The 22,883-nt window shown below is 34.9% G+C and carries 22 protein-coding genes and 2 pseudogenes; 11 read left to right on the top strand and 13 right to left on the bottom strand.

Annotated features, from left to right (window positions below; translation table 11 throughout):
* Positions 1–3 precede the first annotated feature (3 nt).
* The 3 genes from kdpB to kdpDN all read left to right on the top strand — a co-directional run bounded on the left by kdpB (position 4) and on the right by kdpDN (position 3,912).
* Complete coding sequence (kdpB, locus tag ORL93_RS11035; RefSeq protein ID WP_141556332.1) at positions 4–2,103, top strand: potassium-transporting ATPase subunit KdpB; 2,100 nt, start codon at positions 4–6, stop codon at positions 2,101–2,103.
* Positions 2,104–2,121: 18 nt separating this feature from the next.
* Complete coding sequence (gene kdpC, locus ORL93_RS11030) at positions 2,122–2,703, top strand: K(+)-transporting ATPase subunit C (RefSeq protein WP_097793661.1); 582 nt, start codon at positions 2,122–2,124, stop codon at positions 2,701–2,703.
* A gap of 63 nt (positions 2,704–2,766) precedes the next feature.
* Complete coding sequence (kdpDN, locus tag ORL93_RS11025; protein WP_003195332.1) at positions 2,767–3,912, top strand: KdpD-like non-kinase potassium sensor; 1,146 nt, start codon at positions 2,767–2,769, stop codon at positions 3,910–3,912.
* A 75-nt stretch (positions 3,913–3,987) separates the two neighbouring features.
* On the opposite strand, the pseudogene ORL93_RS11020 reads toward kdpDN, so the two are convergent.
* Positions 3,988–5,196, bottom strand: a pseudogene (locus ORL93_RS11020) (MFS transporter).
* Between the two features lie 159 nt (positions 5,197–5,355).
* On the opposite strand from ORL93_RS11020, the gene ORL93_RS11015 reads away from it, so the two are divergent.
* Positions 5,356–5,817 carry a MarR family transcriptional regulator gene (locus tag ORL93_RS11015; protein WP_018782374.1) on the top strand — a complete coding sequence of 154 codons (462 nt, stop codon included), beginning with the start codon at positions 5,356–5,358 and terminating at the stop codon, positions 5,815–5,817.
* 128 nt (positions 5,818–5,945) lie between these two features.
* Entirely contained in the window at positions 5,946–6,800 is an 855-nt protein-coding gene (locus tag ORL93_RS11010; protein WP_097793662.1) for a patatin-like phospholipase family protein, read from the top strand.
* A gap of 268 nt (positions 6,801–7,068) precedes the next feature.
* Here the strand turns inward: ORL93_RS11010 and ORL93_RS11005 are convergent, their stop codons facing one another.
* Positions 7,069–8,370: an NCS2 family permease gene (locus tag ORL93_RS11005; protein ID WP_006093602.1), complete on the bottom strand. Its 1,302-nt coding sequence runs from the start codon at positions 8,368–8,370 to the stop codon at positions 7,069–7,071.
* Between the two features lie 232 nt (positions 8,371–8,602).
* On the opposite strand from ORL93_RS11005, the gene ORL93_RS11000 reads away from it, so the two are divergent.
* From ORL93_RS11000 to ORL93_RS10990, 3 genes are all read left to right on the top strand, one after another.
* Positions 8,603–9,469 (top strand): SDR family oxidoreductase, encoded by an 867-nt coding sequence (locus ORL93_RS11000; protein WP_006093603.1) that lies wholly within the window; start codon positions 8,603–8,605, stop codon positions 9,467–9,469.
* A gap of 116 nt (positions 9,470–9,585) precedes the next feature.
* Positions 9,586–10,347 (top strand): L,D-transpeptidase, encoded by a 762-nt coding sequence (locus tag ORL93_RS10995; RefSeq protein WP_098160833.1) that lies wholly within the window; start codon positions 9,586–9,588, stop codon positions 10,345–10,347.
* A 257-nt stretch (positions 10,348–10,604) separates the two neighbouring features.
* Positions 10,605–10,877, top strand: coding sequence for a hypothetical protein (locus tag ORL93_RS10990; RefSeq protein ID WP_003195348.1), 273 nt, complete (start codon positions 10,605–10,607; stop codon positions 10,875–10,877).
* Positions 10,878–10,964: 87 nt separating this feature from the next.
* On the opposite strand, the pseudogene ORL93_RS10985 reads toward ORL93_RS10990, so the two are convergent.
* The 11 genes and pseudogenes from ORL93_RS10985 to ORL93_RS10935 all read right to left on the bottom strand — a co-directional run.
* Positions 10,965–11,060: pseudogene (locus ORL93_RS10985) on the bottom strand (carbohydrate kinase); the annotation flags it as partial.
* 102 nt (positions 11,061–11,162) lie between these two features.
* On the bottom strand, positions 11,163–11,375 hold the full coding sequence (locus ORL93_RS10980) for a DUF1540 domain-containing protein (protein WP_033795903.1): 213 nt from the start codon (positions 11,373–11,375) through the stop codon (positions 11,163–11,165).
* A gap of 72 nt (positions 11,376–11,447) precedes the next feature.
* Positions 11,448–11,867, bottom strand: coding sequence for a thioredoxin family protein (locus ORL93_RS10975; RefSeq protein ID WP_006093605.1), 420 nt, complete (start codon positions 11,865–11,867; stop codon positions 11,448–11,450).
* Between the two features lie 12 nt (positions 11,868–11,879).
* Entirely contained in the window at positions 11,880–12,299 is a 420-nt protein-coding gene (locus ORL93_RS10970) for a disulfide formation protein C (RefSeq protein WP_003195354.1), read from the bottom strand.
* Between the two features lie 142 nt (positions 12,300–12,441).
* A complete protein-coding gene (locus ORL93_RS10965) occupies positions 12,442–13,323 on the bottom strand; it encodes an LCP family protein (protein ID WP_026008665.1) in 882 nt (293 codons plus the stop codon).
* Between the two features lie 97 nt (positions 13,324–13,420).
* On the bottom strand, positions 13,421–13,669 hold the full coding sequence (locus tag ORL93_RS10960; RefSeq protein ID WP_018766899.1) for a YhdB family protein: 249 nt from the start codon (positions 13,667–13,669) through the stop codon (positions 13,421–13,423).
* A 121-nt stretch (positions 13,670–13,790) separates the two neighbouring features.
* Positions 13,791–14,288: a PCYCGC motif-containing (lipo)protein gene (locus tag ORL93_RS10955; protein WP_040119152.1), complete on the bottom strand. Its 498-nt coding sequence runs from the start codon at positions 14,286–14,288 to the stop codon at positions 13,791–13,793.
* Positions 14,289–14,346: 58 nt separating this feature from the next.
* Positions 14,347–15,447, bottom strand: a complete 1,101-nt coding sequence (locus ORL93_RS10950; RefSeq protein ID WP_265959057.1) for a GerAB/ArcD/ProY family transporter — start codon at positions 15,445–15,447, stop codon at positions 14,347–14,349.
* Between the two features lie 12 nt (positions 15,448–15,459).
* Positions 15,460–16,542 carry a Ger(x)C family spore germination protein gene (locus tag ORL93_RS10945; RefSeq protein ID WP_097793665.1) on the bottom strand — a complete coding sequence of 361 codons (1,083 nt, stop codon included), beginning with the start codon at positions 16,540–16,542 and terminating at the stop codon, positions 15,460–15,462.
* Complete coding sequence (locus ORL93_RS10940; protein WP_373926164.1) at positions 16,539–18,056, bottom strand: spore germination protein; 1,518 nt, start codon at positions 18,054–18,056, stop codon at positions 16,539–16,541. Before ORL93_RS10940 ends, ORL93_RS10945 begins: the two co-directional genes overlap by 4 nt.
* 115 nt (positions 18,057–18,171) lie before the next feature.
* Positions 18,172–18,768 carry a hypothetical protein gene (locus ORL93_RS10935; protein WP_098160832.1) on the bottom strand — a complete coding sequence of 199 codons (597 nt, stop codon included), beginning with the start codon at positions 18,766–18,768 and terminating at the stop codon, positions 18,172–18,174.
* A 230-nt stretch (positions 18,769–18,998) separates the two neighbouring features.
* On the opposite strand from ORL93_RS10935, the gene ORL93_RS10930 reads away from it, so the two are divergent.
* The 3 genes from ORL93_RS10930 (at position 18,999) to ORL93_RS10920 (ending at position 22,737) form a co-directional block, all read left to right on the top strand.
* Complete coding sequence (locus tag ORL93_RS10930) at positions 18,999–19,559, top strand: nitroreductase family protein (RefSeq protein ID WP_098160831.1); 561 nt, start codon at positions 18,999–19,001, stop codon at positions 19,557–19,559.
* A gap of 336 nt (positions 19,560–19,895) precedes the next feature.
* A complete protein-coding gene (gene spoVR / locus ORL93_RS10925; RefSeq protein ID WP_265959056.1) occupies positions 19,896–21,314 on the top strand; it encodes a stage V sporulation protein SpoVR in 1,419 nt (472 codons plus the stop codon).
* 160 nt (positions 21,315–21,474) lie between these two features.
* Positions 21,475–22,737, top strand: coding sequence for a neutral/alkaline non-lysosomal ceramidase N-terminal domain-containing protein (locus ORL93_RS10920; protein WP_265959055.1), 1,263 nt, complete (start codon positions 21,475–21,477; stop codon positions 22,735–22,737).
* Positions 22,738–22,883 lie beyond the last annotated feature (146 nt).

Here is a 22,883-nt window from a genome sequence, read left to right as displayed (position 1 = left end):
ATGATGAAACCAGTAGTGGTAAAAGAAAAACAAGCAAATCAATCGATTCCATCGTCAATACATGCTGTAGAAAGTGAAGTTAGACAAGCGAAAACAATGGATCGTGATATTGTTACACATGCGATGAAACAATCAGTTGCAAAACTGAATCCAAAAGTAATGGTGAAAAATCCAATTATGTTCGTAGTAGAAATTGGATTTATTATCACTTTTATTTTATCGTTTCTTCCTAATATATCTAGTAGTATACCAGGTTGGTTTAATATAACAGTTTCTCTCATTCTATTATTTACAGTGTTATTTGCGAATTTTGCAGAAGCATTAGCTGAAGGGCGTGGGAAAGCGCAAGCAGATTCTTTGAAACAATCGAAGAAAGATGTATTTGCAAATGTCATAAAAGAGAATGGGAAAATCGTTCAAGTTTCAGCGACTGAGCTGAGAAAAGGTGACATTGTAATTGTAAAGCAAGGGGAAATGATTCCAAGTGATGGTGAAGTCATTAAAGGTTTGGCATCGGTGGATGAATCAGCAATTACAGGTGAATCTGCTCCTGTTATTAAAGAAGCAGGTGGTGATTTTTGTTCGGTAACAGGCGGTACAATGGTTGTTAGTGATGAGATTACAATTTCGATTACAAGCAATCCAGGTGAGTCATTTATAGATAAAATGATCTCTTTAGTAGAAGGGGCTGCCCGTCAAAAAACACCAAATGAGATTGCTCTGAATACAGTACTGACAAGTTTAACTCTTATTTTCTTAATTGTAGTTGTAACACTACCGATTTTTACAAATTATTTAGGGTTTAAGATTGATACAGCCGTACTTGTTGCACTTCTTGTTTGTTTAATTCCAACAACAATTGGAGGATTATTATCCGCGATTGGGATTGCAGGAATGGACCGTGTTACGAAATTTAATGTATTAGCAATGTCAGGTAAAGCTGTAGAGGCTGCGGGTGATATTAATACAATTATTTTAGATAAAACGGGTACTATTACTTTTGGAAACCGGATGGCACATACATTACTTCCTGTAGGAAACGAAACAATTGAACAATTAGCAAAATGGGCTGCATTAGGATCAGTTTTAGATGAAACACCAGAAGGTCGTTCTGTAATTGAATATGTAAAATCAAAAGCTTTATCATATAACAGTGAGCTTGCTGAGCAAGGAGAGTTTGTTCCGTTTAAAGCAGAAACAAGAATGAGTGGTGTAGACTTACTTGATGGTACAAAAGTAAGAAAAGGTGCAGTTGGTGCTGTTATTGAGTGGGTACAAGCGCAAGGTGGTACGATTCCAAAAGATGTGAATCAAAAGGCAGATTTAATTTCAAAAGAAGGTGGGACACCACTTGTAGTTGCAGTGGATGATCGTATTTATGGCTTAATCTATTTAAAGGATACTGTAAAACCTGGTATGCGTGAACGTTTTGAACAACTTCGCCAAATGGGAATCAAAACGGTCATGTGTACAGGGGATAACCCATTAACAGCAGCAACAATTGCGAAAGAAGCAGGTGTAGATGAATTTGTTGCAGAATGTAAGCCAGAAGATAAAATTGCAGTTATTAAAGCAGAACAAGATAAAGGAAAACTTGTGGCAATGACTGGTGATGGTACGAATGACGCACCAGCATTAGCACAAGCGGATGTTGGGTTAGCGATGAATAGTGGAACAACAGCTGCGAAAGAAGCGGCTAATATGATTGATCTAGATTCCAATCCAACAAAAATTATTGAGGTTGTAGGTATTGGTAAACAGCTGTTAATGACGCGTGGTGCGTTAACAACGTTCAGTATCGCGAATGATATAGCAAAATATTTTGCGATTATTCCAGCGATGTTTACATTAGCAATTCCGCAAATGGAAGCACTGAACATAATGAAATTAACTTCGCCACTTTCAGCTATTTTATCAGCATTAATATTTAATGCGATTATCATTCCATTACTCATTCCATTAGCAATGAAGGGGATTGCGTATAAACCGATGAGTTCCAATGCATTGCTTGGTCGAAACCTATTAATTTACGGACTTGGAGGAGTCATGGTTCCTTTCATTGGGATTAAGGTAATTGATCTAATTGTAGGATTGTTCATATAAGGAAGAGGGGAAAAGAAAATGGCTAAAAAACAAAATATACTTTCACCGGTCATTCGTGTTACCTTTACATTTCTTGTTCTTTGTGGGCTTTTATACCCGCTGCTTGTAACTGGAATTGCGCAAGCAGTGATGAAGGATAATGCGGATGGAAGTCTTATATATAATGAAAGAAATGAAGTAATTGGCTCAAAGTTAATCGGCCAAAACTTTAAAGACCCACGTTATTTTCATGGACGCGTCTCTAGTATAGAATATAAAGCAGAAGCGTCAGGATCAAATAACTATGCACCATCTAATCCTGATTTAGTAAAACGTGTAGAAGAAAGTGTAGCGGATTGGAAGGATAAAAATCCGACTGTTTCAGTTACGGAAGTACCGATGGATTTAGTGACGAATTCAGGTTCTGGATTAGATCCTGATATTAGTCCAAAGGCAGCTTACGTACAAGTTGATCGCATTTCGAAATTAACGAATATTCCGAAAGAAAAACTAAATCAAATGATTAAGTCTCAAACAGAAGGTGCTACATTAGGATTATTTGGAGAGGATCGTGTGAACGTTTTGAAATTAAATTTAGAATTACAAAAAATAATGAAATAGTACTGTTGCTACCTCAATCCAATCGATTGAGGTAGCGTTGTTTACTGGGAGGGAGTGCGTGTAATGTATGCAGATGACTATAAACCGACGTTTCAAAGACGAACGCCGGAAGAATATTTAGAATATATACGCCAGCAAAATCGCGGGAAATTAAAGCTGTATGTAGGTGCTGCTCCAGGAGTAGGGAAAAGTTATAAAATGTTGTTTGATGCGCAAGAAATGAAAAAAGAGAATATTGATATTGTAATAGGTTTAATTGAAACGCATGGAAGAAAAGAAACAGAAGAAGCAATTGCTGATTTAGAAAGAATACCGTTAAAAGAAATAAACTATAAAGGAAAAGTATTTTATGAGCTCGATGTAGAGGGGATTATAAAGCGAGCACCGCAAGTAGTTGTTGTGGATGAATTGGCACATAGTAATATACCTGGATTAAAACATAAAAAACGTTATATGGATGTAGAAGAATTATTGGACGCTGGGATATCAGTATTATCAGCGTTTAATATTCAACACTTAGAAAGCGTTCATGATATTGTGGAACAAATCACGAATGTAAAAGTACGAGAGCGTATTCCTGATTTTATTTTACAAAAAGCAAATGAAATTCAACTTGTTGATGTAACCCCTGAAGTTTTGAGGAAACGATTGACAGATGGAAAGATATATAAAGAAGAAAAAATTCAGCAAAGCTTACAAAATTTTTTTACGGTTAATAATTTAGGAGCTTTACGAGAGTTATCACTTCGTGAAGTTGCTGACGATATGGACGAGAAGATTAGTCAGTCAGTGACAGAACCAATAGGTGTAAAAGAAAAAATTCTCGTTTGTGTGCAATATAGTTCAACAGCAGAGAAATTAATACGGCGTGGTTGGCGTATGGCAGATCGATTAAACGCTGAATTGTATGTATTAAATGTTGAAAGAGAAAATATAGAATCATTATCGGCAAGCAAAAGGCAAACAATTGAGGAGTGGCAAGCGTTAACGAATCAATTTCATGCTACTTTCGTATTGGAAGAAGCGAAAGGAAGAAAGCCAGCTGATGTCATTATTGAAGTGGCAAAACGATTACAGGTCACCCAAATTTTACTTGGTCAATCAGCAAGAACAAGATGGGAAGAAATTCGAAAAGGATCAATTGTAAATGAAATTATGAGGCAGACGAAGCATATTGATATTCATATTGTGGCGGATCAGAGAGTATAAAAAAGAGAATGTCCAAATGCAGCAAAATAGCTGTTTTCGGACATTCTCTTTTTTGTTTGTAATATACATAAATATTTATTTAGCTTTTTGAATTCTAGCTTTTCTTACAGGATGAGAAGTTAGCTTTTTCATAGAATATAAGACCACAATCAGAAAAACAATTGCCTCTACAAAGAAAATTCAAAAGTAATTTTGATTAAAGAGTAGAAAACTGCCTACGATTGGTCCTGTACCCATTCCGATATAACGGATAAAGTTGTAGATACCAATGGCAGTTGCTCGTTCGCTTACAAATTCTTCAGTTAGTAGAGTTGTATGGGTTGGAATTGATAGTCCCATGCTAAAACCGTATAGGGATGTTGCAATGATAAGGATTGGGATATTTATATGATATGTGAAAGAAAATAGAATAACGCATGTGATATTGAGAAAACTGGTGAGAAGTAAAGCTTGTTTTGTTGTAAGTAATGTTTGTAAAAACTTGTAGCAATAACTTCCAAGCATAATACATAGAGACATTGGTACAAACATAAGCCCAATTTTACTTGTGTTGAAATGAACTAAATTGGCTAATATTGCTGGTAAAAAAACAAGAAAACAAAAATAAATGCAGAACTGCATAAATCCAATGATCGCAATAGCAGAACCAGTTCTGTGTTTTAAGATACTCCAATAATTATTAGTTGTTGTAGCTTTTTTAGGAATAACCGGTTTTGTTTCTGGTAGCCATGCAATATTTACAATTAATAGGGCTATGCCAATCGTAGATAAGAATAGAAAAATAGATACGTGACCATTTATATTTCCAAGATAGCCGCCTATGAGAGGGCCTACAGCAGGAGCAATGGAAAGTAGCATTTGATAAAGACTCATGGCTTTCCCTCGTTCTTTTCCTTCGAATAAGTCCCCAATAATAGTAGCCGCTACAACAGGTATCGCAGCTATCCCTGATGCTTGAATTGCTCTGAAAATAAGAAATAAATAAATGTTTGTTGTAAAAGCACAACCAATTGCACCGATTGTACCTATGAATAGACTGGGAAGAAGAATATATTTGCGTCCTTTTGTATCAATTAATGGTCCATAAACAAGCTGCATAATTGCAAGAACAAAAGTAAAAATAGAGACAGTTAAATTCACAAGATAAAGAGAGGTGTGAAAAGAATCTTGAATCATTGGTAAGAGGGGCGTGTAAATGTTTTGAGCAAAGGAACCTAATAGAGCGCTAATACAAACGATATACAAAATAGATTTTAATTTTGATGAAGATAATGAGTGATTCATCAGAAAACCTCCTTATTTTAGTTTCCTAGGAAACTAAAATAATTTTAACATTATTTTCTTACTTGTAAAGATAAAAATGAATTTAATTTTTATTTTGAAATGGTATATAATTAAATTGTTTCTGTGGAAACTTATGAAGTATCATGGAGGGGATTCGACTTGGACCGTACTGTAAGGCAAATAGAAATACTTTCGGATATTCGTACACTTTTTCATAAACAAGAAGAGCATATGAAAGGAAATGATGAGCGTTTTCTTCGTGAGACAGGGGTAAGTGGTATGTCTTTATCAGAATTACATGTGATCCAATGCATAGGAAAAAAAGGATTAATGAATGTAACAGCTATTACTGAAGAGATGGGAATGACAAAGGGAGCAATTTCTAAAATTTGTACAAAATTGTTTAATAAACAATTTGTTGAAAAGATGAAAATGTTAGATAATCAAAAGGAAATATTTTTTCGTTTAACAGACAACGGAAATGAAATTTATATGGCGCATGAGAAATTGCATCAACAAGCTGAAGAGAAGTGGTTGTTACTTTTAAATCAGTATACAGAAGAGGAATTATCATTGATTCAAAGGTTTGTAAAGGATGTAGGAGCTCATTTAGAGAAGTAGAAGAATAATTTTTCGTTCGCACCAAGCCTTCTGAATATGGTTTTCGTGAAGACTCTTATATAATAGAAAGAGATATTTAACAAGATGAATAATTAAAGAGTCTATGTATATAAAGAGGAGAGAAAACAATGCTTGAAAATACGGGTTTAGTATTAGAAGGCGGCGGTATGCGCGGTGTATATACGGGGGGAATACTAGAATACTTTATGGAACAGGAGTTATATTTTCCATACGTTATTGGTGTTTCAGCGGGAGCGTGCCATGCGGCGTCATATATTTCAAGACAAAGAAATCGAAATAAAACAGTAAATATTGATTATGCAACACATCCGAGGTATTTATCTTACAAAAATTTATGGAAAAAACGTCAGTTATTTGATATGGACTTTATTTTTCGTGAGATTCCAGAACAGCACGTGCCATTTGATTTTGACACATATTTTAATAGTGCAGAGCGTTTTCTAGTAGGAACGACAGATTGTGAAACTGGTGAACCAATGTATTTTGAAAAAGAAGGAACAAATGAAGATGCATTGACTTTATTACAAGCTTCTAGCTCATTGCCATTTATCGCACCAGTTGTAAATTACCGTGGTAAACAATTATTGGATGGTGGAATTTCGGATCCAATCCCAGTTCGTAAAGCACAGCAAGATGGTTATGAGAAATCGGTTGTTATTTTAACGAGAAACCATGGATATGCGAAGAAAAAATCAAAATTTGGATGGATTGCAGCAAAAGCTTATAAAAAATATCCTAATCTTGTCAATACGATGCTTTCTCGTTATGAAGTATACAATGAGACACTTCATTATATTGAAAAAGAAGAGTTAGCTGGAAATCTATTTGTCATTCGTCCAGAAGTACCACTTCAAGTGGATCGAATGGAAAAAGATACACAAAAGCTGCAAAATTTATATGAACAAGGCTATAAAGATGCAGCAAGACAATTTGCGGATTTACAGGCGTTTTTACAAAGGTAATGGATGGAAAAACCTCTTTAAGGGGTTTTTGTCCTTGGAATAGACTGAATATAAAATTTATTTAGAGCTAATTGTGGTGTAATTTGGGTAAAAGTGTATAGAGGAATGATACATATGGAAAATGTATATAAGGGACTTAGACGTATGGGATATACGGCAATGTTTATTTCTTCATTTTTGATTCAAAAGTATAGTAAAGAATTGCAAATGAATAAGGAATATTAGAAAAAGCCTTTGTTCACAGAATTTGTGAGCCAAGGCTTTTTTATTAGTGCGGTAAGAAAACTAATTGATAAGCAAACAAAATACCAAATACATATACAAGTGGATGAACAGCACGGAATTGTCCTTTTGCCATTTTCATAAGTGGATATGAAATGAATCCAAGTGCAATACCTGTTGCGATGCTTGATGTAAGTGGCATGCTTAAGATTACTAAGAATGCTGGAAATGCTTCGTCGAATGTATCCCAATCAATATGACGTACAGCGCCCATCATTAAGCTACCAACAATAATTAATGATGGAGATGTAATTGCTGAAACACCAGAAACAGCACCTACTAGAGGACCAAAGAATGCAGCAACGGCAAACAATGCAGCTACTGTAATTGTTGTTAAACCAGTACGTCCACCAGCTGCAACACCCGCAGATGATTCAATATATGCTGTTGATGGTGTTGTTCCGAACATAGCCCCGATTGTTGCTGAGAAAGAATCAGATAGAAGAGCTCGTCCCGATTTTGGAAGTTTACCATCTTTCATAAGTCCACCTTGCTGTGCGACACCAAGTAATGTACCAGTTGTATCGAATAATGTAACAAGGAAGAGGGAGAATACAACGCCGTATAAACCGTAGTTAATTACATCAGAAACAGCAGTAATTGGATTTGAAACAATAATTCCTTCTGGTAATCCAGGCATAGATGTAATGCCGTTTGGGAATGTTAACTGACCTGTGAAATAAGCGATAATTCCTGTTAATAACATTCCGAAGAATAATGCGCCGTTTACATTTAAGGACATAAGAATAAGTGTGATCCCAAGTCCAGCTAACGCTAGTAGTACTGGAGGCGAATGAAGATCTCCAAGTCCAACTAAGTTAGATGGATGTTTTGTTACGATGCCCGTCATACGTAAACCGATAAAGGCGATAAATAAGCCAATACCAGCAGTAATTGCGTGTTTTAAGTTTTCAGGAATTGCTTCCATTAATTTTGTACGGAAAGAAGTTAATGATAACAACATTAAAATCATACCTGCCACAAATACAGCAGAGAATGCAATTGCGAATGTCATTCCTTCATGCGCTTTTACAACAGAGTAAGAGAAATAAGCGTTAAGTCCCATACCCGGCGCGATTGCAATTGGTAAATTTGTAAAGATTGCCATAAATAATGTTCCAACAACAGCGGCAATAATTGTCGCTGTAAATGCTTGTTCAAATGGAACACCTGCATCCCCAAGGATGACAGGGTTTACGACAATGATATATGCCATTGTTAAGAAGGTAATTATACCTGCCATAATTTCAGTTTTAATAGAAGTTTTATGTTTTGAAAGGTTAAACATATAAACATCCTTTCTGTTTACGAATAATTGTCACAACAGTTATATATAATATTCGTTTTTTAGTTCTATTGCAAGAGTTTCGTACAAAAAATTTTATAACAATTTCTATTTTATGTCTTAATTTCGAATATTAATCACAGAACAGCTCCTATGTTTCGGCTTTTCATGTATAAGTACTTTTTATAAATGTGTACATCATAAGAAAGAGAAATGAGAAGGAGCTGAAATGTGTATGCCTGAGCAAAAAAGGTTTTTAACATTACCACCACAACATCAAAATAAACAACCGGGGATTGAAGCGATGATGAATCCTCTCCCAGAGTACGAAGATCCTAATTATCGCGGCAGTGAAAAACTAAAAGGGAAAAACGTGCTTATTACAGGAGGGGATAGTGGAATTGGAAGGGCGGTATCTATTGCGTTTGCAAAAGAGGGGGCGCATATTGCTATTGCTTATTTAGATGAACTTGAAGATGCAAATGAGACAAAAAGACTTGTTGAAAAACAAGGAGTGAAGTGTATATTACTTCCTGGTGACTTAAGTAGTGAACAACATTGCCAGCATATTGTAAAGGAAGCGGCTTCGAAGCTAGGGGGGCTGAATATTGTTGTGAATAATGTCGCACAGCAATATCCACAGCAAAGTTTAGAATACATTACAGCGCAGCAACTTGAAAAAACATTTCGCATTAACATTTTTTCTTATTTTCATGTTACAAAAGCTGCGCTTTCACATTTAAAGCAGGGAGATACAATCATAAATACAGCTTCGATCGTTGCGTATGAAGGAAACGAGCAACTCATTGATTATTCTGCAACAAAAGGAGCGATTGTTGCTTTTACACGTTCACTTGCAAAATCACTAGTTCAAAAAGGAATTCGTGTAAATGGTGTTGCGCCAGGCCCGATTTGGACACCGCTTATTCCAGCGAGTTTTGATAAGAAGAAGGTATCGGAATTTGGAAGTAATGTACCGATGAAAAGACCAGGGCAGCCGTATGAATTAGCACCTGCTTATGTATATTTAGCTTCAGGCGATTCCACATATGTTTCCGGACAAATCATTCACGTAAATGGTGGTGTAATTGTGAATGGATAAGTTAAATCTGAAGAAGCTTTGTACTTTCATTCATAAGAATAGAATTCATAGTAAAAGCTAATTGTACCCTCATATATTATGGTCAATTTTAAAGGGGGATGCTTGGGGGGATATGAATGAAAAAAGTATGTTTAGTTGTAATACTCTTTTTCTGTCTACCAATTAGCACTTTTGCGGATACAGATCATCTGATATTAATTAACCTTACAACGAATCAATTATCTTTTTTTGAAAATGGCAACTATGTAAGAACGTTTCCTGTTACAACTGGAAAGCGTCAAACGCCAACCCCTGAAGGCACATTTTGTATCATTAATAAATATAAAAATAAAGAATATCACCGTAAAAATATTCCGGGTGGTGCACCGAATAATCCACTTGGAACAAGATGGCTTGGTTTAAATGAAAAAGAATATGCAATTCATGGTACAAATCGAGAAGGGACAATTGGAAGAAGAGAATCAAACGGTTGCATTCGTATGCATGATCGAGATATAAAATGGCTATATGACCGAGTATCGTTACGGACAAAAGTAATTATTTCTCAGTTTTATACATCTCCAGAATATGCAGCGCATAAGCTTGGATATCGTGTTACAAGTTGGAATGGACGTATAATAGAAGAAGAACAAATTGGAATGTTAACACTTGTGGATCGTATGAATATATATTGGCAAGAACCAAATGGCCAATTTACGAAAGTAAAAACAGTATTGCCGAATGAACGATATACTGTTTATTCTCGAGGGAAAAATGGAAGTTATTATATAGGTAATAATTTGTATATTATGGATGAAACAGGCGGGGAAATTCGTTATGAGCAAGTGCCTTATTCCATTTTAAGTAATATATATAAGAGGAAATATAATGTACAGTAAAGCTATCGTAAATAGGCGATAGCTTATTTGTTATATAAATAAAAAGCGAAAGACCTTTCTTTTTGGATGAGAGAGAGGATCCGTCCGTGGATAGAAGTTTGGCCCCATGCCATGTTGAAACAAAGAGAGGAAATGAGTGGAGATCTCTGTTTGTTTTCATAGCCGCGATTTATATAGCAAAGTATAATTAGTTGGTCCAATCGCAACTATTCTGTTCTTGTGAATATAATACAGTACAGATTGGGGGCGGGCGTGTTATGAGAAAAGGGAATAGCCAATTTGCATTTAAAATCTTTTTGTTAACGAATTGTTTATTTATTATTTATTTGTATGTTTCATTTATGTTTAATCTGTATATTCCCTATATTGATTTATTACTTTTCGTTGGTTTTATTTGGTCCTTTGTTGAAGCGAGAGAAGGGGAAGATGGAATCTATCGCAGGATAACATTGTTTGGAACAGTTTTTATATTGATTGTGTATATAACGATAATGCATGATGCATGGAAATATGGGGTTGTTATAATGTAGAAGCATACCTTTAGCTGTATGCTTCTACATCTTTAAGCGTTAGGAAAGAAACGATTGCCCGCGATTTGTACAAGTTAAGGCGACAACTTTCTTTTCAAAATGTTTACCATCTGTTAATGATGAATGAATATCATGGCATACAAAGTCGATTAGTAATTCCCCGATATAAAAAACATGTCTTATTTTTGTTCGTCTCTTAAATAGTATGTTTATACATATTATTTAAGACATGAGGAAAAAAAGAAAGAAAAATCCCCATCTCAAAAGGAGATGGGGATTTACGTCTTAATATTTTGGTCTAAACGTTTGACAACAAGTCTCAACACTTGCTGACGCAGAGCTTTCAAGTGTTTCACCTGTTAAGGCCGAATTTGTATAAGATTCATTTGATTGATTCGTGTTTTGATCATCAGGCTGGACAAAGATTGAATTCGCCTGACAAAAATTCCCTTGTCCCCAAAATGAACAATTGGACACAGAACAGCGTACCTCTGGCATAAAACCCCCTCCTTATACATTAGTGTGGGATTTTACACAGCTTTCATGTATAGAAGGAGTTTCCTTTTCTTATTACTTCTTGTTTTCTTTAAACCATTTTTCAAAAGTATCTTTTGGCTGTTCGCCACTAATGCGGCTTACTTCTTTTCCGTCTTTGAAATGAATAATTGTTGGTGTTCCTTCAATTTTATAATCATCCCAAGTTGGGTTATCGTTTAAAATATCAATGACTTTCATATCAATGTTCATGTCTTTAGCCATTGGTACAACAATAGGTGAAACTTTTTCACAGTAGTGACAATCTGTTTGATAGAAGTAAATGGTTTGTTCTTTCTTTTCCTCGTTATTTTTACGAATATCAGAAGAAGAGATTTTATTTGTATAGTAATTTTTTTCTTGTTTCGCTGTATTTTTGTTTTCCATCTGTGTTACAGCAAAAATAGCTGCAAATAAGACGATAATAATACCGCCAAAGATAAGCATTTTTTTCATTATGTCATCTCCTTATTTATTTTTAATTACAATCAAACTACAAATGGCAATTGTGACAAATCCGATAAGTGCCAAAAATGGGATTGTGACAAATCCGAACCAGTTTATATATTCCCCCGTACAAGGCACACGTCCACAAGCTGCTCCTGCTGCTGAGAATGCAGAAACTTTTTGAATGGCATAATGATATAACGAAATACAGGCACCAATACTTGCAATTGGTAAAGAATATGTAGCAATGCGGTAGTCTTTTTTTACAACTGCAATACCAAGCCATAAAACAAATGGGTACATAAAAATGCGTTGATACCAACAAAGTACACAAGGCTCAAATTTCATGATCTCAGAAAAATATAAGCTTCCAAGTGTAGCAATAAAAGAAGCTCCCCAAGCAGTAAACAATGCATATTCTTGTTTTTTCTCACGTTTCATGTTTTTTACCTCTCTTATAATAGTTACATACTAAATTATAGTATGAAAAGGACAAGAAAATAAAGAGAAAATATTTTTATCAAGGAAAGTTTTATAAGGGGAAAACTTGGAAATAAAAAAACAAGGTCCATGAACCTTGTTTTTAGGGGGTGTTTACGGCTTTTGTAGCATTGAAAAATTTTTGAATTGCTTCTTTATTTGTTTCTGGATTTATTTTTAATACGGAACCAGCGTGTTTGGTAAGAGCAGATTCATATTCGTTATCAATTGGAATTCGCATCGTCTCTATATTATCAATGGGTTGAAACAAAATATTATTCCCAAGTGAAAAGAGCGTTGGTATATCTAGATTTGTTTTTATATATGGAGAGAGTTCATGTGCCATTATTGGTAAATTTAGTACCCCATCTATAGAGTGAACTTTATCAGTAAGGGTTTGTTTCAATGCCCGGAGTACTTCTTGTTGTCGTTTCACACGGCCAAAGTCACTTTCAGTATCATGGCGAAAACGCGCGTATTTTAGTAAATCTTTCCCGTGAAGAGGTTGTATTTCTGGCTTTACATGTAGTCCCATATCATCGATTATTGTTTGTGTAACATTCACTTCAATTCCTTCCGGTGCAATGGTATCCACAATTTTAACAAATGCTTCAAAATCAATCGTAACGTAATGAGAAACATCGATTCCAAAATTATGTTGAATCGTCTTTCGTAATAATTCAGGGCCGCCATAGTAATAGGCAGCGTTGATTTTATTATATTTTTTATCATAAGAAGGAATTTCTACATAACTATCCCGCATAATTGAAGCGAGCTTTGCTGTATTTTCTTTTTTATTGTACTGGGCAATCATAATTGTATCAGCACGGGCTTGTTGTTCACCTCGTGAATCGCTACCGATAATTAAGATATTCCATATGTTTTTCTCTTGTTTTACCCCTTGAAATAAATGAGGATTATTCGCTTTTTCACAACCAATTAGCAGTATCATCATGCTGAGAAATACGTACAAGGATTTATACAAATAATCACGTCCGTCCACTATTGATATGTGTATTATGAACAGGAATGTGGAAAAATATTCAAAAAGCGCTATTCTCAAAGAGAGAATAGCGCTTCATTTACATTTGTACTTGGTCTATTTCTTCTATATGCGACTTTTGTGAAGCATGGTCGATATATTGGAATAGAAGTTGAAGTTGTTTATCTACTTCTGGTAGTTCTTTTCCATATTTGTAAGCATGTAAAAAATGCTCGATTCGTTTAGAAAATAATTGATCATCAGTTTGCACCATTAAAACAAGCAACTTGTCCCAATTACAACAATACGTGTAATAGAGAGCTTTATCGTAGTCGTTATATGTCTGCATTGTGTACCCTCCTTACTGAGGAGTTACATATAGTGTACGTCAATCGAGAAGAAAAACACTTGAAAGAATTTGCTAAGGGAAATGTTACGTAAAAAATAAAAAACGAGGAAATTCCTCGTTTTTACGCTTTTGGCATTGGGGTAGGCGTTGGTTTTGCGTAGCCTTCTTTATATTTATTATCAATGTATTTTCGAATTTCAAGAGTCGATTTTCCTTTTTGATGCATAGATGCAGATTCTACCGCAATTTCTAAACAGTTTACACAGGTCGTTGCGTGAGAATCCCAAACAACTTCTCCATTTTTCTTAATTTCACGAATAAAACAGTTTTTATTATTTTTATGTCCCACACTTTCTCCGCATCCACAGTAACAAGGTATCCAATTTAATAATTCGGCATTTTTTCCTGCAACTGTATAGATTTCTTTCATTTGTGGGTCTAGTTTGTTCAGAAACGTTGGTAGCGTGTCGATTCCTTTTGTTGTTTCTTGTATATCACCTTGCTGAGAATGGGAAGCGTGTTCTTCTTTCGGTTCAGACGTTTGTTTCTTGTCCGCTGCGCCGCATCCAGAAAGCATAAGACTGCTTATTACAAGTAGAGAGAATAGATATTTTTTCATCTGCATATCCCCTTTGCCTTTGTATTAGTAAAATTGTATCAAAATCGCTAGTACTTTCCTATGGTGAAGTTTTATTTTGTTTATTTTTCAATCGCCAGCGAATGGAATGCCATAGAAAAAGGAGAGGGATATAAACATATACGATATACAGACCAGCCCGAGATAGGAGCGTGTTCAATGTATTAATATGTTCTCTGTTTATAATAAATAAAGACGCGATATACACAACGAAAATGAAAAAAGGCAATGTAAACTTAAACGGAATATGGAACGATCGTTTCATGGATTGGCAAGAAGACCAAATCGTTACACAAAGATTAGGTAAAATGATGAGAAACCAAACAAAAATAATGATGTACTCAAATCGTTGAATGAAAGGAATTTTAATAATTTTAAGCATTGTTAAGGTTGCCCAAATTGTACGCTGCAAAAGTCCTTCACTAAAGTACATGAAAGAAATGAGTGCTAAGATAACGTAAATAATGGTTGTTAAAGCAATTCCACCGTGTGCCCATCTTTTTAGAGATTTTCCTTTTTCAATGAGTGGGTATACAAATAGTAATGCTTCAAATCCGAGAAATTCTAATATAGAATCTTTTGCTGATTGAAAAATTTGTAAAGGTGAATGCGTCAAAATAGGTAAAATATTACGGAAATGAGCATATTTCATCGGGAAAATTAAAAAAAAGATTACAAAAAAAGGAATGACGATCCCCCAAAAGCAGATACCGGTTACAGAGCGAAATCCACCTTTTATAACATAAAAAACAATGAATAAAAAGAGTACATTCAACTTCCACGATTTAAGTGTAGGAAATACCCAAACTTGAATGATTTCAATATATGTTTGAAGAATGGTAAGGCAAAATAAAAGAAAATAAGCAGTAAAGCATAGAGAAAAGAAAGATCCGATCCACTTTCCAAAGCATGTTGTGTGTATATTGATTAAGTCGTTATCTTTCTCTAGCATCGCTAACATACAAAATAAAACAATGTGAGTTGCAAATCCCATAAGGATAAGAGAAATCCAAGCGTCATATCCAGCTCTTTTAATCAGGATACGTTGAAATCCTAAAATTCCTACTCCGATTTGAAGAGAGTGAACTAAAAAGAAAGCGAAGTAAGGAGATACTGTTAGTTCTTTGCTGCGGGTATTCATATCGTCACCTCATTATTCTCCGATACCAGATTGCACAACATTAACCTTTACATCAATATTTACATCTACAGATGGATACATTTTATGTATTTGTTGTATGTTCCATTTTCTCGTGCGGCTTCTAATTTGATCCTGTATTCCTAACGGATCTATTTGTTTTTGTTGAAATTGCTGAATCAAAGCTTTAGACTGTTTTTCCATCGTTTGCTCGATTTGTTTTTTGATATAAGCTATATTTTGAGGCTTCGTTAAATTAAGCCAATTCGGAGAATTTTTTATCAAACCATTTAGTTTTAAATGAATGTTTACTTTCGGAATCTCACCATTTCCATCAAGGTAATAGGTGCTTTTTCCAGATAAGTTTTGTGTGACTACAAGCCCTTTATGGCCATCTTTTTGGATGGACGTTTCATAACGACCATTTTTAGTAGGATGAGTCAGTAATTTTACTAAAAATGAATCTTTTTGATCGGCAAACATAACTACTTTGTCTTTTTTGAGAAATGCAAGTCCTTTTACTGTAGCCGCTTTATTATTACTCATTTGAATGTAAGGAATGAATGGATCGGATCCATATGAATAGTAATCATATAAAAAAATATTTAAAGTAGCACGAGGAATATTTTCATTCATCATATTTTGATCCAACAAGTCAGAGAGATATAATGAACCATTTGACGCAACGTGTTTTAACAGCTTTTCTGCTGAGCCATCGACAAATGCAAATTGTACATCCCTTCCAATATTGGGATCTCTTTGTAAATTATTCACAATATCACCAATTCCATATGTACCAAAAGACTTCCCAAATAACACGGTACGCATTTGTCCTACAACAACATTGTGAGGGGACTTTCCATTCATACGAGATGCGATTGTTTCAATCGAATTTGCCGATGTTGACTGAATTTTTGGTTTCGTCTGTACACCACGGGTATAGTCGGGATACAAAATCGTTCCTTGAACTTCTTTATTTTTGTTTATATCGAATCCCGCAACATGAATAATTCTTTGTGTATCAATAATTTGAGTTTGAGTGCAAGCAGATTGGAAAAATAATCCCCCAATGATCCATACAGTTAAAAATTTTTTCATGTCTTTTCACCATCACGTTTTGTCTTTGCTTTACTCGGGTTATAGCGCCAATTCGATTTTGGGCGTAGAAAAGAAGGACGCTGTGCTGTGTGGCTAAATGGGAAGCGAATAAAACCTTCAGATGCAGCTAAACCACGAAATGGATATAAAGGTACTAAGTAAGGTGATCCAAGTGATTTTAACTGAATTAAGTGCGTAAGTATCATCACAAATCCAACAATAAGACCAAGTCCGCCAAAGGCACCGGCTAAAACAATGAGTGGAAACCGGAGCAAACGAATTGTCGAAGACATCTTCACTGTCGGTGTGGTGAAAGAAGCTAATGCAGATAATGCGACTGCAATTAATAAAATTGTACTCGTTAAAGCAGCTTGAACAGAAGCTTGTCCAATAACAATTCCACCGACAATACCAATGGTTTGACCGACCTTTGTAGGTAAGCGTGCTCCAGCTTCACGAAGTAATTCAATTGTAATTTCTAAAAAGAGTGCTTCTAAAACTGGGGGAAAAGGTACATTGGCTCTAGAAAAAATAATAGGTCCTAACAAATCTGATGGGATCATTTGATAATGAAATGTTAAGACAGCTGTATAAATGGCAGAAGAAAATAGAGAAAATAAAGCACCAAAAAAGCGAATAATCCGGAAGAAGGAGCCGATGATCCATGGTAAATAATAATCTTCTGGAGAAACAAAAAAGTCTAATAATGTTGTTGGTCCGGCTAATGCATACGGTGATCCGTCTGTTAAAATTAATACTTGACCAGTGATAAGAGCGAATACAGCCCGATCAACTCGCTCAGTTGGCAGTAAAACGGGAAAGGGTGAGTTACTATTATCACTCAAAAATTGTTCAATCATTGTCGCATCAAAAGGAACATCAAAATCAATATCTTGAAGACGCTGCGTCGCTGTATTAATGTGTTGTTCATTTGTTAGTCCTTTTATATAGGCAATGGTAACATGTGTCTTGGACATAGAACCGACAATAATCTCTTTAAAAATGAGTTGCTCTGTTATGATGCCGCGACGTAATAAGTGAATATTTATATCAATGCTCTCCACAAAACCAACTTTCGGTCCAATTACACTATATTCATTTTCAGTATCATTATATAAACGCTTACCAAGAACGGTACTTTCTGCTTGAATTAAAGCATACTGTGCAGCATGTGATGTATTTTGTAACTCTATGAGTACATATCCACCCAATAACTTTTCACGAATATCATCAATGGAAGGAGAGATAATAATGTCTTCAATAAAGACGATGTTTGTCAAGTCTGCAATGTTTTGGATTTGTTCTAATTGCTTTTTAATAGGTGTCAAAATAAATCGTTTAATTATGAGCTCTTCCACGACAGATTTATAATAAAAAAGACAGAGTTTTCCATTTTCTGTTATGTTGTAGGATACAAAATCCGTAGATTCTTTCATCGTATGAATAAATTCTGGAATGGTACAGCTCATTTTTTTGTTTTTTGCTTTAGAATTTTTTCGTGGTAAGCTAAACAATAATTTTCACTCCTTCCCTTATATGGAATGCTCTTGTTAGTTTTTTTGGGAAGAACAAATTTTATACAGGAAACATAAAAAAGGAAGGGCAACAAATGCTTCTTCCTTTTTATGTTTAATTTGTCTTTTTTTCTTTCACAGACTGTATTAATTTCATCATTTCAGCTCTTATATCTTCTTTCTTCACGTTTAATTTTTCTGCGATTTGTTTAATATGCATGCCATCTTTTTTCATTTTTAATACGTCATTGAATGGTGTATTGCTTTTTTGTGCAATGATAGTTAAAACTGTAAGGTGATGCAAACGAATATTATTATCTTTCATTATTTTCTGCATTTGTTCTGGTGTGGAGTTTTGCATTTCGGCTACTTTTTGCAGTAGTGCGTGCTTCATTTCTTTACTCATATGGTGTTTATGCAGTTTCTTTGGATCCATGCCAAAATGCTTTGCTGTTTCTTTCCAAGATTTATTTTGTTTATAGTACGATAAAACATCTTTAATATCTTTTTTGCTAATCTTTGCAATGTGTGCTGCTTTCCAAATTTCATGCTTGTTGTATCCTTGTTTTTCTAACGACTGGATTTGTTCTTCTGAGATTAACTTATGATGATGCACCGCTACTTCTTTTTGCGAGGCAGCTGCAGCTGGGAAGACAGATACTCCACATAGCAGTGCTACCATAGCCATACTTAATACAATTCTTTTGTACATACAAATTCCTCCTAATTGAATGAAATGGAAAACTTTACACATAGCATGTCCGTAAGTTGTGAAAAACTTGTGAACATTTCAAGTTTTTTTCGCAATGTAACAAAAAAAAAATTATTAGTTTCACAACATAAAACATTGATTAATGGTAGAAAACTGCGTTATAATCGAAATTGAAAATCAATATCAATAACAAACTTATACATATAGATGAGAATAAGGGAGAGAAACATATGACTACATATACTTCCATTGCAAATATCATTAAAGAAAGACGTTCGATTCGTACATTTACAGATAGAGAAGTAGAAAAAGAATTATTAATTGAATTATTAAATGATGCAACGTGGGCACCAAACCATCAGCATCGTGAGCCATGGAAATGTAAATTATATATTGGTGAAGGACGTAAAACATTAGTAGATGCTGTATTAAATTCTTTTACAGAAGAAGAAAGAACAAAACGAGGTAAAATTTTATCCGATCGTTTTCTAAGTACACCAGCTCAAATCATTGTGTATATGGATGAAGATCCACGTCAAATCCAGCGCGATGAAGACTACGCAGCAGTATGTGCATTGATGCAAAACTTTCAGTTACTCGCTTGGGAACGTGGACTAGGCTGTGTTTGGAAATCAGGCGGATTGAATTATAATCCTTTATTTATAGAAGGAATTGGATTAACAAAAGGACAACGCATTGTAGGAATCCTTCATATTGGTTATTTCGATAAGAAGCCAGAAGGAAAAGAGCGCACGCCGATTATGGAGAAGCTTGAAGTTATTGAAGGGTAATAGATAAAGGTGGAAAGCTGGATGCAAATGATGTGAAATTTGTATCCGGCTTTTTTGTGCTTTTCTAGTACTTTTTTATATTGCAGTAATTGATGAGTATGTAAGTAAACACTTGCTAAACCATCGTAAAAGGTACAAGTATTGTCAAAAATATATGCTAGGGGATTACCCTTATAATATGTGCCAACGCTGTTATGAAGAGCAGTATCTGTCATATGATTATGAAGAAGACTACTGGTTAAAGTGAATGGTAGAGTATCTATTTTTCATCATTTCTCATGAAAGCTTGTTTTCCTTCATACACTTTCTTAAGGGAAAGTGTAAGGAGGGAAAATAATGAGAACTAGTGATGATAAAGCACTACAATATGCAATCGCTGAAATTACTGAAATTGCAACTGGATTTGGGCTGGATTTTTATCCGATGCGCTATGAAGTATGCCCAGCGGAAATTATTTATACATTTGGTGCTTATGGCATGCCGACGCGGTTTTCACATTGGAGTTTTGGGAAACAATTCTTCAAAATGAAGCTACATTACGATTTGGGACTTAGTAAAATATATGAGCTTGTCATCAACTCTGACCCATGTTATGCATTTTTACTCGATACAAATGCATTGATTCAAAATAAATTGATTGTAGCACACGTATTAGCACACTGCGATTTCTTTAAAAATAATATCCGCTTCTCAAATACAAAGCGCGATATGGTTGAAAGTATGGCAGCGACAGCAGAACGAATTAAAGCATATGAACATAAATATGGAAAAGAAGAGGTAGAAACGTTTTTAGATGCTGTTTTGGCCATTCAAGAACATATTGATCCATCGCTTATGCGGCCGAAGCTAGCTTGGAGCATAGATGACTTAGAAGAGGAAGAAGTAGAAAAGAAACGAGTTTCACAGTATGATGATTTGTGGAATTTAGATGATAGAAATAAAAAACGAGAACGGCCAAATATGCGGAAGAAAAAGAAAATCCCGCCGCAGCCAGAGAAAGATTTGCTACTCTTTATTGAAGAATATAGTAGGGAGCTAGATGAGTGGCAACGCGATATCTTAACAATGATGCGAGAAGAAATGTTGTATTTCTGGCCGCAACTAGAAACGAAAATCATGAACGAAGGCTGGGCTTCGTACTGGCATCAACGTATCCTTCGCGAAATGGACTTAACATCTGATGAGGCAATTGAATTTGCGAAGCTTAACGCTGGGGTAGTTCAACCATCAAAAACAAGCATTAACCCATACTACCTTGGCATTAAAATGTTCGAAGATATTGAAGAACGTTATAATAATCCAACTGAAGAAATGAAACGTCGTGGTGTAAAACCAGGATCAGGCCGTGAAAAAATCTTTGAAGTGCGAGAAATTGAATGGGATGTATCCTTCTTAAGGAATTACTTAAATAAAGAATTGGTTATGAGAGAAGATATGTACTTATTCCAGCGCCAAGGAAAAGAGTATAAAGTAATTGATAAAGAATGGGAACATGTTCGTGATCAGCTTGTTAATATGAGAACAAATGGCGGATTTCCATATTTAGTGGTGGAAGATGGGGATTATTTGAAAAATGGGGAATTATATATTAAGCATTGTTATGAAGGAATTGAGCTTGATTTAAAATACTTAGAGAAAGTACTGCCGTACATTCATCAGTTATGGGGAAGAACGGTGCATATGGAATCTAATGTTGAGAATAAAGGTGTTATCTTCTCATATGATGGGAAGATGGTGCATCGGAAATATGTGTAAAGCCGCTGGGATCAGCGGCTTTTTTTGAATTGGTAATTTAATGAAATAATCAAATTTATATGTAATAATATTGTTGTCTGTTTAGATTGGGCTTTTTTATTTAAAGGGGAGTTTAGCGGAGTGAGATATAAAAATTACATAGATGACTGGAGAGGTTCAAATGAGTAAAGTAGGGGTATGTAAGGTGGATATTACACCTCCTTTAGGTATTGATTTTATTGGATATCATAGGGAAACGGGAATTAGTAATATTGAAGAACGCATTTATGCAACAATATATGTGTTTGAAAATAATCAAACAAAGGCGGTATTTATTAGCATTGATAATATAGGAATGCTAATAGAAGATACAATAATCATTCGAGAACAAGTAGCAAATGAGCTGAATGTTTCATTTGAAAACATAACGGTTGTTTATACTCATACCCATTCTGGTCCCGAAACAGTCGGCAATGATAGTTTAGTAAAGTCTTATAAAACGATTTTAATCACTAATGTAATTAAAGGATCCGTTATTGCGAATGATAATATGCAATTATCAGAGGTGGGGTGGAATGTAACTACGGGTGAATTAGGAGTAAATCGAAGAGAAAGAACATCTGACGGAAAAGTAAAGATGGGTATAAACATAAATGGTGTTGTAGATAAACGAATTGGCGTTTTAGCAATTAGAAACGATAAAACAAAGAACTTAACGGGAATCATTGTCTTTTGTACTGCACATCCTAACGTATTAAAGTCAGATAGTGATAGGTTATCAGCAGATTACCCAGGCGTGACAAGGGAGATTCTTGAACGGACGCTTAACTGCCCTGTAGCAATTGTCCAAGGGGCAGCTGGAAACATTAATGCAAAATATCGTGGTTCAGAGGATGCATTAAAGCAAATGGCTTACATATTGAGTGGAAACGTCCTAACCATGTTGCCAACAATTACTTATAACCCCATTTCGAAGTTGAAAATTATTTCAACTACACTACAAATGAAATTAAAGGAAATTCCTGAACCTGAAGAGATAAAAAGAATGGCACTACTAGCTGAAAAGCAGTGGGGGGTTAATACTGATGACTGGCTTAAAGTCGTTGTAGCTAAGCATAAAGAAAATATTAAACAGTTAACAATTGATTTGGAAATTCAATTGTTTCGGATCAATGATGGATCATTTTCTGGAATACCGATGGAACCTTTCTCAGAAACAGCTCTAGCTATTAAAGAAAATCTAAACAATGAACTAGCTTTTTTTGGTGGATATACGAATGGTTATCTTGGTTATTTACCAACAAAAGAGGAATATACATATGGAGGATATGAAGTGGAATTGAATCCTGTAGTGTATGGACCAACTACAAACTTATTAATGCCACCAGAAGAAAATACTGCTGAGTTGATTGTGAACAGAATTATGGAGCTATACAATAAATAAAATAACTTGGGGCTGTAGTGGAATAAAAAAGAGTCTAGTAGCAATAGTAGGAGCTTAGAAATAATCTGAGCTCTTGTTCTATATTTTACTTAAAATAAATGATGTTATTTCAAACGAATTTGCGAAGCTAAAAGCAAGCGTAGTAT

Origin of the sequence: Bacillus sp. DHT2, assembly GCF_026241455.1 — a bacterium.
Taxonomy (GTDB): domain Bacteria; phylum Bacillota; class Bacilli; order Bacillales; family Bacillaceae_G; genus Bacillus_A; species Bacillus_A pseudomycoides.
This window is presented reverse-complemented; position numbering and strand designations above follow the sequence as displayed.

Bases quoted from the DNA above. Each gene is read 5' to 3' on its own strand.
- ORL93_RS10920 (WP_265959055.1), top strand. From the start codon at position 21,475: ATGAGTAAAGTAGGGGTATGTAAGGTGGATATTACACCTCCTTTAGGT.
- ORL93_RS10980 (WP_033795903.1), bottom strand. From the start codon at position 11,375: ATGCCAGAGGTACGCTGTTCTGTGTCCAATTGTTCATTTTGGGGACAA.
- ORL93_RS10990 (WP_003195348.1), top strand. From the start codon at position 10,605: ATGAGAAAAGGGAATAGCCAATTTGCATTTAAAATCTTTTTGTTAACG.
- kdpB (WP_141556332.1), top strand. From the start codon at position 4: ATGAAACCAGTAGTGGTAAAAGAAAAACAAGCAAATCAATCGATTCCA.
- ORL93_RS10935 (WP_098160832.1), bottom strand. From the start codon at position 18,768: ATGTACAAAAGAATTGTATTAAGTATGGCTATGGTAGCACTGCTATGT.
- ORL93_RS10955 (WP_040119152.1), bottom strand. From the start codon at position 14,288: ATGAAAAAATATCTATTCTCTCTACTTGTAATAAGCAGTCTTATGCTT.
- ORL93_RS10945 (WP_097793665.1), bottom strand. From the start codon at position 16,542: ATGAAAAAATTTTTAACTGTATGGATCATTGGGGGATTATTTTTCCAA.
- ORL93_RS10930 (WP_098160831.1), top strand. From the start codon at position 18,999: ATGACTACATATACTTCCATTGCAAATATCATTAAAGAAAGACGTTCG.
- ORL93_RS10970 (WP_003195354.1), bottom strand. From the start codon at position 12,299: ATGAAACGTGAGAAAAAACAAGAATATGCATTGTTTACTGCTTGGGGA.
- ORL93_RS10975 (WP_006093605.1), bottom strand. From the start codon at position 11,867: ATGAAAAAAATGCTTATCTTTGGCGGTATTATTATCGTCTTATTTGCA.
- ORL93_RS10950 (WP_265959057.1), bottom strand. From the start codon at position 15,447: ATGAATACCCGCAGCAAAGAACTAACAGTATCTCCTTACTTCGCTTTC.
- spoVR (WP_265959056.1), top strand. From the start codon at position 19,896: ATGAGAACTAGTGATGATAAAGCACTACAATATGCAATCGCTGAAATT.
- ORL93_RS10960 (WP_018766899.1), bottom strand. From the start codon at position 13,669: ATGCAGACATATAACGACTACGATAAAGCTCTCTATTACACGTATTGT.
- ORL93_RS11005 (WP_006093602.1), bottom strand. From the start codon at position 8,370: ATGTTTAACCTTTCAAAACATAAAACTTCTATTAAAACTGAAATTATG.
- kdpC (WP_097793661.1), top strand. From the start codon at position 2,122: ATGGCTAAAAAACAAAATATACTTTCACCGGTCATTCGTGTTACCTTT.
- kdpDN (WP_003195332.1), top strand. From the start codon at position 2,767: ATGTATGCAGATGACTATAAACCGACGTTTCAAAGACGAACGCCGGAA.
- ORL93_RS11010 (WP_097793662.1), top strand. From the start codon at position 5,946: ATGCTTGAAAATACGGGTTTAGTATTAGAAGGCGGCGGTATGCGCGGT.
- ORL93_RS11000 (WP_006093603.1), top strand. From the start codon at position 8,603: ATGCCTGAGCAAAAAAGGTTTTTAACATTACCACCACAACATCAAAAT.
- ORL93_RS10995 (WP_098160833.1), top strand. From the start codon at position 9,586: ATGAAAAAAGTATGTTTAGTTGTAATACTCTTTTTCTGTCTACCAATT.